Consider the following 11714-nt stretch of genomic DNA (forward strand, 5'->3'; position numbering starts at 1 on the left):
CCACCAGCAACGCCACGACGGCCCCCCGCCGTCCGCCGCCGCCGCGACGGACGGAACGCAGCGCCAGCCAGCCGATCACCACCGCGCCCAACGCCGCCACCGCGGCCACGCTCGCCCAGACCCGCGCCGGGGTCCCGATGAAGGTGTCCACCCCCTGGTCGGCGCATTCCGCGGCCGTCGTACAGACCGGCGAGGCCGCCTCGGCGGCAAGTACAAGCAGGACGGACATCGAGGATCCCTTTCGGTCGTCGGACGCCCGCGCCGTGGCGGGCTCGCGGGATCGATCATCGCGCCGCCGAGGGTGCCCCGGCCTCGGGCGGCGGATGGCAGCGGCTACGCAGTTCTGCGTAGCCGGCTCATGCCTCCGTACGCCTGTCGTGGTAGCCGGCCGCGCGTCGTCGGGGGCGGCGACGACGCTGCGGGGATCACGGTGCCGACCCCGTTCGGCGAGTTCCACGCCCGGCCCGGCGTCGCACCGACCGGGCTCCTGGTCACCGGCCTCCCGTCAGGGCATCGAAGCGGACGGGCCGTCCAGCGGGTCGTCACGACAGGCCGCCATCAAGACAGGCGCCCACCGCGTGCGGGTCGAGGGCGGAGTCGCCGTCCGCCACCGCTGGACGGCCGCGACCCGCTGGACGGCCGCAAGGAACTCCACGACGTCCAGGACGCGGTCCTCGAGGAGGTGGCCGAACGCGACGCCGGGAGCTGGTCACGGCGCCGCGCGGGTCAGTACGACCTCGGCAGACCGAGCACCCGGTGCCCGATGTAGGACAGCACCAGGTTGTTGCTGACCGGCGCGATCTCCAGCAGCTTGGTCTCGCGGAACTTGCGTTCCACGTCGAACTCGACGGCGAACCCGTTGCCGCCGAACGCGGTCATGGCCGCGTTCGCCGCCGCCCAGGACGCCTGCGAGGCGAGCAGTTTTGCGGTGTTGGCCTCGGCGCCGCACGGCAGGCCGCGGTCGAAGAGCGAGGCCGCGTGGAAGCGCATCAGCGAGGCGGCCTCCAGCTGGGCGTGCGCCTGGGCGAGGGGGAACTGGACGCCCTGGTTGGCGCCGACCGGCCGGTCGAAGACCTCCCGTCCTGAGGCGTAGGACACCGCCCGCTCGATGAGGAAGCGGCCGTCGCCCAGTGCCTCCGAGGCGACCAGGACGCGTTCGGCGTTCATCCCGTCGAGGATGCAGCGGAAGCCGTCGCCCTCCGCGCCGATCAGGTTCTCCGCGGGCAGCCGCAGGTCGTCGATGAACACCTGGTAGGTGTGGTGGGCGGACATCACCGGGATCCGCTGCCACTGCACGCTGGAACCGGCCTCGCGCAGGTCCACCAGGAAGACCGACAGGCCGTCGGTCTTCCGCGCCACCTCGGCCGCGGGCGTGGTGCGGGCCAGCAGCAGCATCAGGTCGGAGTAGGCGATCCTGGAGGTGAAGACCTTCTGGCCGGTGATCGTGTAGTGGTCGCCGTCCCGCACCGCCCTCGTGGTGATCTTGGTGGTGTCGGAGCCCGCGTCGGGCTCGGTGACGCCGAAGGCCTGCAGCCGCAGCTCGCCCGCGGCGATTCCCGGCAGGTAGCGCTTCTTCTGCTCGTCGGTGCCGTGCCGCAGCAGGGTGCCCATCGTGTACATCTGGGCGTGGCAGGCGCCCGCGTGCCCGCCCGAGCGGTGGATCTCCTCCAGGATGATCCCGGCCTCGGTGATGCCGAGCCCGCCGCCGCCGTACTGCTCGGGGATGAGCGTGGCCAGCCAGCCGAGCTCGGTCATGAGGCGGACGAACTCCGCGGGGTATTCGTCCTTCGCCTCCAGGTCGCGCCAGTACTGGCCGGGGAAGCGGGCGCAGACCTCGCGCACGGCGAGCCGGATGGCCTCGTGATCTTCGGAGAGTTGGAAGTCCATGGCTCGGGACTGTACGCCATTCGACGAATATGTGTAGCATTCGGGCCAGATCGTGCCGAAAATAGTCGCAGGCCGATCTAAATCCAACTGATTGGAGGTGTGATGCGCACCAACCTGCTCAGCGGGGTCCGGGTGCTCGCGGTCGAGCAGTACGGCGCGGCGCCGTTCGGCACCCAGCTCCTGGGACACCTCGGCGCCGAGATCATCAAGATCGAGCAGCCGGGCGACGGCGACGTGTCACGTTCGGTGGGGCCGCTGTTCCGCGAGGACCTGCCGCGGACCGCGCGCAGCGTGTTCTTCCAGGGGCTCAACAGCGGCAAGAAGAGCCTCACCCTGAACCTGGCGCACGAGGAGGGCGGCAAGATCCTGGCCGAGCTGGCCGCGGACGCCGACGCGGTGGTGAGCAACCTGCGCGGCGACGTGCCCGACCGGCTGGGCCTCACCTTCGCCGCGCTGGGCGAGGCCAATCCGCGGATCGTGTGCGGGCACCTCACCGGCTACGGACGGACGGGCGAGCGCGCGGCCCGTCCCGGCTACGACTACCTGATGCAGGCCGAACTCGGCTACTTCGACCTGACCGGCGAACCCGGCGGCCCGCCGTCCAGGATGGGCATCTCCATGATCGACCTGACCGGCGGGGTGATGCTCGCCCTGGCCACGGTCAGCGCCATCCTGCGGGCCCGGGACACCGGCCGGGGCGGCGACGTGGACGTGAGCCTGTTCGACGTGGCGCTGTTCAGCCTCAACTACCCGGCGCACTGGTACCTGAACGGCGGGCTGCGCACCTCCCGGCTGCCCCGCTCCGCGCACCCGTCGCTCACCCCGTGCCAGAGCTACCGCACCGCAGACGGCTGGATCTACCTGATGTGCAACAAGGAGAAGTTCTGGCCGGCGCTGTGCGAGCGGATCGGCCGGCCCGAGTGGGCCGACGATCGGAGGTTCAGCACGTTCGCCGACCGGCTGACGTCCAGGGACGAGCTGACCGTGCTGCTGGACCGGGAGCTGTCGGCGCGCACCACCGCCGAGTGGCTGGCGGTGTTCGGCGACGCGGTGCCCGCGGCGCCCATCCTGACGCTGCCGCAGGCCATGGACAGCCACATCGTCGCGGACGGCGACCGGATCGAACAGGTCGACGTCGGCCAGGGATCCGCCCTGCGCCTGCTGGCCGGCCCGATCAGGACGGACGGCCCGTCGCGGCGGCCCACCCGCGCCCCGGCCCTCGGCGAGCAGACCGACGAACTGCTCACCGCGCTGGGCAGGACGACGGCCGAGATCGGCGCGTTGCGCGCGCTGGGGGTCATATGAGCGGGGGCGCCGGCGCCGCCCGGGTGATCCTGTTCGTGCCCGGCGACCGGCCGGAGCGCATCGGGCGCGCGCCGGCCGCGGGAGCCGACGCGGTGGTGGTCGACCTGGAGGACTCGGTCGCCCCCGCCGCCAAGCCGGCCGCCCGCCAGGCGGCCGTGAACGTCGTCGAGACCCACCGCACCGCGCCCGTCGGGGTGCGGATCAACGCCCTGACGACCCCGGAGGGCATCCGCGACCTCGCCGCGCTGCTCGACGCGGCCGCCCCACCGGATTTCGTCATCCTGCCGAAGGTCGAGTCGGCGGCCGAGGCCCGGCTGTGCGCCCGGGTGCTGGGCGGCCCGGACTGGCCCGGCGAGCTGATCTGCAGCATCGAGTCCGGGCAGGGCCTGGAACGGGCGGCGGAGATCGCCGCCGCCGACCCCCACGTGGCCGCGCTCGGGTTCGGCGGCGCCGACCTGGCCGAGTCGCTGGGCGCCGAAGCCGCGTGGGAGCCGATGATGCCCGCGCGGGCCCGCCTGGTGTGGGCCGCGGCGGCGGCCGGGATCCGCGCGCTGGACATGCCCTGCCTCGACCTCGACTCCGCCGACGTGCTCGACGAGGAGTGCCGGCGCGCCCGGGCGATGGGGTTCACCGGCAAGTTCGCCGTCCACCCCAAGCAGGTGGACGCCGTCCGGCGGGCCTTCACGCCGACCGCGCGGCAGGTCGCCGACGCGCACGCGCTGCTGCGGGCGGCCGCGGGCGGCGGGGCCGTCCGCTTCCGCGGGCAGATGGTCGACGCCGCCGTGATGCGCCGCGCACGGCGCGTCATCGACCGCGCGGGAGGTGAGTCGTGACGTTCCCCGCCTACTACCTGCTCGGTCCCGGCCGGTACGCCGAGCGGTTCGGGCTGGACTTCGAGGACTTCGCCCCGGGGCAGCGGTTCCGGCACCGGCCGGGGGTCACCCTGTCCCAGCAGGACAACACCGAGCACGCGCTGGACACGATGAACTCCGCGATGCTGCACTTCGACGCCGCCTACGCCGGGCACACCGCGTGGGGCAGGCCGCTGATGGTCAGCACGCTCACCGCGCAGCGGGTCATGGGCCTGTGCGCCAAGACGTTCGCCCGGCGCCGCAGGGTGCCGGGGTTCGAGGAGATCAGCCTGCGCACCCCGGTGTTCGGCGGCGACACCCTGTACGCCGAGTCGGAGATCCTCGCCGTGGAGCCTGGCGACGATCCTGACCTCGGGGTCGTGCGGGTGCGCACCCGCGGGCTGAACGCCTCCGGCGCCGAGGTGATCGAGCTGCGTTACCGCGTGGAGATCCACCGCCGGGGACGCGGCCCGGACGCCGATCCCGGCGGCCCGCCGGTGGCCGAGCCGCGCTTCGCCGTCTACGACCTGGTGGACGGTGACCTGCGGGAGCGGTTCGGCCTGTTCTTCGAGGACTGCCTGCCCGGTGAGCGGTTCGTCCACCACCCCGGCTACACCTTCCTGCGCGAGGAGGCGATCGCGCAGGCCCGCAGATCGATGGAGCTCGCGCCGCGCTTCCACGACCTGGAGTGGGCCGAGCGGCATCTGGACGGGCCGCCGCTGATCGCCGAGACGTTCGTGCTGGCCGCGGCCACGACCGCCGCCACGCGCACCTTCGGCCGGGTGGTGGCCAACCTCGGCTGGTACGACATCGAGCTGCCGGTCCCGGTGCGCGCGGGCGACACCGTACGGGCCGAGTCGGAGATCCTCGACGCGCGGCCGTCGAGATCGCGGCCCGGCGAGGGCGTCCTGTCGGTGGCCACCTGGGCGGTGAACCAGCACGGCGAACGGGTGCTGTCGTTCCGGCGCACCCTGCTGGTGCACCGCCGGGGCGCGGATGGCCCGTACGGCCCGGCCGGCTACGGGTAGGCGGCGGGCTGCACGGCTACAGGCGGGACTGGTCGCGGTGCGTCATCGCGGGCGGCCACGGATATCTGACCTTGTAGATCGACAGGAAGACCAGGGTCTCCACGCCGCGCACGCCCGGGATCGTGCGGATCCGGTCGGTCACCAGCCGGTGCAGGCGTTCGCCGTCCAGGTGGCCGACCTCCGCCATCAGGTCGAAGCCGCCCGCCGTGGCGACCAGCCAGTCGACCTCGTCCACCCGCGCGATCGCCGCGGCGATCGCGTCCAGGTCGCCCTCACAGTGCAGGCCGAGGGCGGCGCGGCGCAGCAGCCCCGCCGCCTTCGGGTTGACGATGGCCGCGATCTTGATGACGCCCGTGTCGATCAGGCGGGCCACCCGCTGCCTGGTCGGCGCGAGGCTGAGCCCGGCCGCCTCTGCGATGCGGCCGTAGGTGCGGCGGCCGTCCTGCTGCAGCTCGGCGATGATCCGCCGGTCGATCTCGTCGAGGGTGACCTCCTCGCCGCCGCCGGTGAGCGCCGGCGGGACCGGGGAGCAGCGCCGGGCGCCGCCCGGCTCGTCCGGCACCCGGCGGCCCGAGCCGGGCGGCCAGGAGTAGGAGGCCTTGAACAGGTTGAGGTAGAGGAGGGTCTCGACCTCGCGCACCCCGGGGATCACCCGGATCCGATCGGTGAGCAGCGCGTACAGGTGCTGCTCGTCCACGCAGCGCAGCTCGGCCATCAGGTCGTGGCGGCCGGCGGTGGCGACCAGCCAGTCGACCTCGTCCACCTGCGCGATCGCCGCGGCGATCGCGTCCAGGTCGCCCTCGCAGCGCAGCCCGACCGCGACCCGCAGCCGGAACCCGAACGCGCCCGGGTTGGTGATGGCCACGATCTCGATGAGCCCGAACCTGGTCAGGCGGGCCACCCGCTGCCGGGCCGGCGCCTCGGTGAGCCCGACCGCCTCCGCGATGCGGCCGTAGGTGCGGCGGCCGTCCTGCTGCAGCTCGGCGATGATCCGCCGGTCGATCTCGTCCAGCACGGGCGCGTCCCGTGGTTCACGGCTGTCGGGGAGCACATCGGTCACCCGGCAATCGAAGCATGTCGGCGGCCCTCCTGCCACATCGCCCCGCTTCAGCGAAAATGCTAGGTAGCGTCCATGCTTTCTTTAAGAAAGAGTTGCTTGATGATGTTCACTCAACTATTTTCACCAGCATGAGCGATTCGTACGACTCCGAAGCGGTAGCGCTGTCGGACGGCATGCTCCGCCGCGAGGCCGGCCGCCTGCTGATCGAGGACGTGCCGGTGGACGTCCTGGTCGAGCGGTACTCCGCGCCGTTGTTCGTGATCTCGGAGTCCGCCCTGCGCCGGCGGGCCCGCCGCATCCGCGCCGCCTTCGAGCGGGTCTGGCGCCACGGGGAGGTGCACGTCCTGCCGGCGGTCAAGGCCAACCCCGTCGTCGCGGTGCAGCGCGTCCTCGCGCAGGAGGGCCTCGGCGCCGACCTGGTCGGCGCCGGCGAGCTGGAGGTCGCGGTCAGGGCCGGGATCGACCCCGCCCTGATCTCACTCAACGGCACCGCCAAGGACTACGCCACGATCGAGCGCGCCGTCGCGCTCGGCGCCCGCGTCACCGTCGACGACGTACGCGAGATCGAACTCGCCGTGATGGCGGCCCGCGCCACCGGCAGGCAGGCCGACCTGCGGGTACGGCTGCGACCCCACTTCGAGACCGACGCCCGCATGCAGGCCTTCGGCGTGCCGATCAACGACATCTACGGCACCTACAAGTCGGGACTCCCCCACGACGACCTGGCCGCGGCCGGCCAGGCGCTGTCCGCGCCGGAGCTGCGGGTCAGCGGCGCGATGATGCACATGGGCCGCTACACCACCGACCTGTCGGTCATCGGCGGGTACGCCGGGCGGTTCGGCGAGCTGATCGCCGAGGTGTCGCAGCTGTGGGACGGCTGGACGCCGCGCACCATCGACGTCGGCGGCGGGTTCGCGCCGCAGGTCGACGGGTTCGGCCGCGCCGACCCGGACTTCGTGCCACCGGACCCGACGCCGATCGAACGCTACGCCGAGGTCGTCTGCGAGAACCTGGCCGAGGGCCTGGCCCGCGGCGGCGTCGACCCGCGGGGCCGTGTCCTGGAGGTCGAGCCGGGCCGCGCGCTGTTCGGACCGTGCGGCATCCACGTGGCGACCCTGCTCAACGTCAAGCGGCAGACCCGGCCCTTCCCCTTCACCTGGTACGAGACCGACACCAGCCAGCTGTTCCTGTCGGAGATCCCCGACGAGGCCGCCCGCCCGCCGGTCATCCCCGTGCACCTCCCCGGGGCCGGCGGCCTGGCCGAGGTCCGCGTCGTCGGCCGCTCCTGCATGTCCGACGTGCTCGCCCGCACCGCCGCGCTGCCCGTCATGCGCCCCGGCGACCTGCTCGCCTTCTGCTTCACCGGCGCCTACAACGACGCGAACGCCAGCAACCTCAACCTGCTGCCCAGGCCGGCCACCGTACTGGTGAACGGCGACCAGGCCCACCTGGTACGGCGGGCCGAGAACATCGGCGACCTGCTCGCCCGCGACACCCTCCCCGACCACCTCCGCCACCCGATCGCAGGAGCCGCCCGATGAACGCCACCCCCACCCTCGACCACGCCGGACTCACCTGCGCCGACCTGAACGCCTCGCTCGTCTTCTACCGCGACCTGCTCGGCATGCCCCTGCTGGAATCGGGCGAGGCGCAGGGCCGCGCCGCCGGCATCGAGGACGCCTGGCTCACCTACGCCATGCTCGACGCGGGCCGGGGCCAGATGATCGAACTGCTGCAGTACCGAGACTCCAGCGGCTCCAGCAGCTCCAGCGGCTCCCGCGGCGCCTCGGTCGCGCCGCCGGTCAGCAGCCCTGGGGGCGGGCACGTCGCGCTGGGCGTCCCGGACCTCGACCTGGTGCTCGGCCGCCTGGCCGAAGCCGGATTCCACCCGCTCACCGCCACGCCGGTCACCATGTCAGGGCCCGGACTTGGACGGTGGGACGGTGCGCGGCTGGTGTACGTGCTCGACCCCGACCGCCACGTGATCGAACTGGTCCAGTTCGCCGTCTAGGTGTGCTTGGCGGATCATGGGTTTGCCCGTCACCATGCTGACGATGCCGGGGTCGTCGCTGGGCGTCACGGCCGGGATCGACATGCCGCCGGGCGAATCAGCGACGCGCTCCGGGGCTGCCGACGCTGTACGCGTCGGTGCGCCGGCCGAGCGATTGCATGTGCTCGCTCGGCCGGCGCAGTTTGCCTGCGGTCTCGAAGGCGAGCGCCCCGGCGGCGCGCTGTTGGTCGGGAGTGGGGCCTGGTGCGGGGATCACCCGTCGGACCCTATGTGACAGGAAATGGCTGCACTCCTGTCACGTCGTCCTGGTTGAGGGCCCCGGTGCCGCGCACCGGGCTGCCAGGCGAGGAGGGGGTCCGGGCTCGCGGTGACCTGCGAAACGGGCTAGCGCGTGGCGTAGGCGCGGATGAAGGCGCGGGCGCCGGAGGTCATGATCTGGCGGATCCGCTCAGGGTCGGCGGTCGCGGGGTCGGGTTGGTCGTTGTAGGCCAGCAGAATGGTCAGAGCGGCGAGGTGGCCGGCCGCCATGGACGGGTCGTCGGTGTCGAGGAGCCCCACGTTCGCGAAGTGGGCGACGCGATCGGCGAGGGCGTCTTCGGCGGACACGGTCACGACGTCGTCCTGGTTGCCCGGCTCCCGCCAGCGTCGCTGAGCGACGAGCGCGAACGCGGCGGCGTAGTCGGCGGAGCCGACGAGAGTCCTGCCCAGTTCGAGGACGAGCGCGGTGATCGCCTCCTGAAGCCCGGGAACCGTGGTGATGGTCCCGTCCATGGGGAGGTGCCGGTCCAGGGCGTGCTGGATCGACGCGTTCAGGGTGTCGGAGGTCTCGGACAAGATGGCCAGGAACAGGCGGTTCTTGTCACCGAAGTAGTCGTAGACGGTGCGCTTGGAGACCCCGGCGCGAGCCGCCACGGCATCCATGCTGACGCTGTCCACCCCCTGGCGCGCGAACAGTTCACGCGCGGCGGAGATGATCGCCGCCCGTTTCTCCCGGTCGCCTTCGCGTAGCGGCTTGTCCGAGCTCACAGTGCTTCCCACCCGTCCCAGGCTACACCGGTGAGTGTAGTTCTACACTGCACGGTGTAGTGTAGAAGGCGTGTCGCAATCTCTCACGAGCGCACCGGTCACCGACCGCCGGCTGACCTTCATCGGTCTCGTCCCCCATCGGTTTCGTTCTGGCGCCGAGAGCCTTCACACCACGCTCCTGGACTCCACGATCGCGAACATCGCCCCAGACCACCTGCGCACGCAGTCCGACACCTCGGCCGCCCGGACCCAATGGGTGGCAACCGGGCATCTGCCGACGTACGCGGCCGTGATCCCGGCGAGGGGGTGGATCTCGAAACGGTTCGGCGCTCTGCCACTCCTGCTCACCTTCTTGGTCCCGAAGACCAAACCACTCAACCGGCAGCGTCCGTCACCACGACGGCTTAACCGCAGCCCCCGGGAGAGGAGAACACCCATGCCGCAGGCACCCACGCTCATCGGCAAGCTCGCCGAAACCGTCATGGGCCGCCGAGCGCGCGTCCTCGGCCTCGACGAACCCGCCCCCGGGTTCGTCGAGGTGGACCTGCGCGCCGAAGCGCCCCCCGGCGGCTGGCAGCCCGGCCACGAGATCCAGGTCCGCGCCACCCCCACCCAAGGCCGCCGCTACACCGTACGGACGGTGGACGCGCACGACCCCGAGCACGTCACCGTCCTGGCCACCACCCAGGCCGGCGGCCCCGGCACCCGCTGGATCCGCGACCTGCGCGCCGGCGCCGAGTTCACCGTGCTGACCGGACGCCACCGGCCCCCGCGCGAGCACGGAACCCCGCGCCTCTACCTCGGCGACGGCTGCACCCTCGGCACCATCGACGCCTACGCTCATACTCACGCCGGCACCCGGGACATCGTCGTCATCGAAGTGCCCTCCGACGCCCTGCATCTCCTCCCTGACCGCTGGCCGCAACACCGTTTCCTCCCCGCCGGCCAGGCACCGGGCGACGCGCTCCAGAGCTGGCTGGAACACGCCGCCGCGAACGGCGAACTCGCCGGCGTGGAAGGTGCGCTGCTGCTCGGCCACGCCCAATCCCTCCAGCGCCAGCGCCGCACGCTGATCGACGGTGGGATCCTGCCGCGCCGCGCCATCACCACCAAGCCGTACTGGGCCACCGGCAAACAAGGCTTGTGACACCAAGCCAACCGCCTGCACACACCACGCCTGGAAGACGATCCCAGCGGGAGCCTCCAGGCATGACCTGCGCGTCGGTACATCCCTGGGAATCCGGTCACCAGCGCCATCAGATGGTCAGCCACGTCCTTCGAGCCTGCAACCCAGCCGCTGATGCGCGGCAGGCGGCCAACTTCAGGCAGGTCAGGAGTCCCAGGGTTTCGGGTGTTTCCCAGGCGCGGTCAGCTGCCGTTCGGGGTCGGTTCCTGCTGGTCCGGCCGGTGAAGGCCTGCCGGTCCCGCGGGAGGCGCTGCGGGAGGGCGATCACCGGCTCGAGGACCTCCATCGCGGCCTCGGGCGTGATGGCGTCGTCGTCGCTGAGGTCCAGGCTGACGACGAGCCGCGTGAGCGTCGTGACGGACCTCCTGGCCGGTCGCAGGAGGTTGTGATGCGTTCGGGACGGCTGCCCACAGCGTGAAGGCGGCTCTGGTCAGCCTGTTGCTGGTTCAGCGAGCCGGGCTTCCATCTCGCTGATCATCTGGGTGGGCAAGGCCCGCGCGTCGGCTTTGTGGCTGATCTGCGGGCGGTCGTCCCGACCGCAGATTTCCTGCAGCCGCCACGCATATGCCACTCGCGATGCTGGGCGCGCGCGGAACGGCATCCGCATCCCCCTCGAAGAAAGGACGCCAATGGCGATCAAGCGCGTTGTCACCGTACTGGTGGCGAGCTCTGTGGCCGCGTTCGGGCTCACCCTGACCGCTTCCACCGCTTCGGCGGACCCGGGCGGCGCCCCCTGTTACGGCAACACGCAGGGCCTGTTCATCAAGGACAAGGGCCGCAGCGGCGACTTCCTCTGGGCCGACGTCCTCAACTGCGGCCCGTCGCATGGGGTGACCCTTGATGTCTCGCTCGCGCCCGACCCGCCGTGCAGGACCATCAAGCGCGGCGAGAGCAGGGTGATCCGTGGCTGGTCCCATGGGGGTGGCATCCGCAAGGCGAAGTACTGCTGACGTCCTCAGCGGCTGACTGGGCGAGGGCCGGACCGGCTCTCGCCCAACCGCCGGTCCGTGCGGCCGACGAGACGGCGGCGCGGTGGCCTTGTCCGAATGTCCGTACTCCGTGGAACCCGGGATCCGGAACAGGTCAGCGATCTGCTGGATCGTCTTCGCGTTACACAGCTCCTGACCGCAGCCGATCGAGGCGGGTGACCTCGGGTATGTCGCCTTCGCGCAGCAACTGCAGGACGAGGTCGAGTGCGGCGGTCATCTACCTGCACACCAGGATGGTGGAGATCGTCCTGGCCGGGCCGGTAAAAATCGACGTCAGCCGGTCCGCTCTGAGCGGCGGACACCCAGGGGTGGCCCGCGCCATGGGCGGGCCACCCCTGGTGGCTTATTACGGCCCGTTCTGGATGAGTTCG

General features: G+C 71.8%; 11 protein-coding genes. 7 read left to right on the forward strand and 4 right to left on the reverse strand.

Going from position 1 to position 11714, the window contains the following annotated elements:
* Both HII36_RS17740 and HII36_RS17745 read right to left on the reverse strand, forming a co-directional pair.
* Positions 1 to 229: DUF6223 family protein (locus HII36_RS17740; RefSeq protein ID WP_407940805.1), on the reverse strand; the 229-nt coding region annotated here is incomplete at its 3' end.
* Between the two features lie 497 nt (positions 230 to 726).
* On the reverse strand, positions 727 to 1887 hold the full coding sequence (locus tag HII36_RS17745; protein ID WP_173524313.1) for an acyl-CoA dehydrogenase family protein: 1161 nt from the start codon (positions 1885 to 1887) through the stop codon (positions 727 to 729).
* Between the two features lie 102 nt (positions 1888 to 1989).
* On the opposite strand from HII36_RS17745, the gene HII36_RS17750 reads away from it, so the two are divergent.
* The 3 genes from HII36_RS17750 to HII36_RS17760 are packed head-to-tail and all read left to right on the forward strand — an operon-like array spanning position 1990 to position 5071.
* On the forward strand, positions 1990 to 3192 hold the full coding sequence (locus HII36_RS17750; RefSeq protein ID WP_173524314.1) for a CaiB/BaiF CoA transferase family protein: 1203 nt from the start codon (positions 1990 to 1992) through the stop codon (positions 3190 to 3192).
* On the forward strand, positions 3189 to 4025 hold the full coding sequence (locus tag HII36_RS17755; protein ID WP_173524315.1) for an HpcH/HpaI aldolase/citrate lyase family protein: 837 nt from the start codon (positions 3189 to 3191) through the stop codon (positions 4023 to 4025). Before HII36_RS17750 ends, HII36_RS17755 begins: the two co-directional genes overlap by 4 nt.
* Complete coding sequence (locus HII36_RS17760; RefSeq protein WP_173524316.1) at positions 4022 to 5071, forward strand: MaoC family dehydratase; 1050 nt, start codon at positions 4022 to 4024, stop codon at positions 5069 to 5071. The genes HII36_RS17755 and HII36_RS17760 overlap by 4 nt, the downstream gene beginning before the upstream one ends.
* A gap of 16 nt (positions 5072 to 5087) precedes the next feature.
* Here the strand turns inward: HII36_RS17760 and HII36_RS55720 are convergent, their stop codons facing one another.
* A complete protein-coding gene (locus HII36_RS55720; protein WP_217369645.1) occupies positions 5088 to 6131 on the reverse strand; it encodes an Lrp/AsnC family transcriptional regulator in 1044 nt (347 codons plus the stop codon).
* Between the two features lie 128 nt (positions 6132 to 6259).
* On the opposite strand from HII36_RS55720, the gene HII36_RS17775 reads away from it, so the two are divergent.
* Positions 6260 to 7672, forward strand: a complete 1413-nt coding sequence (locus HII36_RS17775; RefSeq protein ID WP_173524317.1) for a diaminopimelate decarboxylase family protein — start codon at positions 6260 to 6262, stop codon at positions 7670 to 7672.
* On the forward strand, positions 7669 to 8142 hold the full coding sequence (locus HII36_RS17780; protein ID WP_173524318.1) for a VOC family protein: 474 nt from the start codon (positions 7669 to 7671) through the stop codon (positions 8140 to 8142). Before HII36_RS17775 ends, HII36_RS17780 begins: the two co-directional genes overlap by 4 nt.
* Before the next feature lie 384 nt (positions 8143 to 8526).
* Here HII36_RS17780 and HII36_RS17785 read toward each other — a convergent pair whose 3' ends face one another.
* A complete protein-coding gene (locus HII36_RS17785) occupies positions 8527 to 9180 on the reverse strand; it encodes a TetR/AcrR family transcriptional regulator (RefSeq protein WP_173524319.1) in 654 nt (217 codons plus the stop codon).
* Between the two features lie 424 nt (positions 9181 to 9604).
* Between HII36_RS17785 and HII36_RS17790 the strand changes: the two genes are divergently transcribed.
* Together HII36_RS17790 and HII36_RS17795 are read left to right on the forward strand one after the other, a co-directional pair.
* Positions 9605 to 10315, forward strand: a complete 711-nt coding sequence (locus tag HII36_RS17790; protein ID WP_173524320.1) for an SIP domain-containing protein — start codon at positions 9605 to 9607, stop codon at positions 10313 to 10315.
* Between the two features lie 668 nt (positions 10316 to 10983).
* On the forward strand, positions 10984 to 11304 hold the full coding sequence (locus tag HII36_RS17795) for a hypothetical protein (RefSeq protein ID WP_173524321.1): 321 nt from the start codon (positions 10984 to 10986) through the stop codon (positions 11302 to 11304).
* Positions 11305 to 11714: the final 410 nt, after the last annotated feature.

The organism is Nonomuraea antri, from assembly GCF_013283785.1.
Classification (GTDB): domain Bacteria; phylum Actinomycetota; class Actinomycetes; order Streptosporangiales; family Streptosporangiaceae; genus Nonomuraea; species Nonomuraea antri.

What these genes read in the sequence shown, in the direction of transcription:
- HII36_RS17745 (WP_173524313.1), bottom strand. Translation starts at nt 1,887, where the DNA reads ATGGACTTCCAACTCTCCGAAGATCACGAGGCCATCCGGCTCGCCGTG.
- HII36_RS17750 (WP_173524314.1), top strand. Translation starts at nt 1,990, where the DNA reads ATGCGCACCAACCTGCTCAGCGGGGTCCGGGTGCTCGCGGTCGAGCAG.
- HII36_RS17755 (WP_173524315.1), top strand. Translation starts at nt 3,189, where the DNA reads ATGAGCGGGGGCGCCGGCGCCGCCCGGGTGATCCTGTTCGTGCCCGGC.
- HII36_RS17775 (WP_173524317.1), top strand. Translation starts at nt 6,260, where the DNA reads ATGAGCGATTCGTACGACTCCGAAGCGGTAGCGCTGTCGGACGGCATG.
- HII36_RS17780 (WP_173524318.1), top strand. Translation starts at nt 7,669, where the DNA reads ATGAACGCCACCCCCACCCTCGACCACGCCGGACTCACCTGCGCCGAC.
- HII36_RS17790 (WP_173524320.1), top strand. Translation starts at nt 9,605, where the DNA reads ATGCCGCAGGCACCCACGCTCATCGGCAAGCTCGCCGAAACCGTCATG.
- HII36_RS17795 (WP_173524321.1), top strand. Translation starts at nt 10,984, where the DNA reads ATGGCGATCAAGCGCGTTGTCACCGTACTGGTGGCGAGCTCTGTGGCC.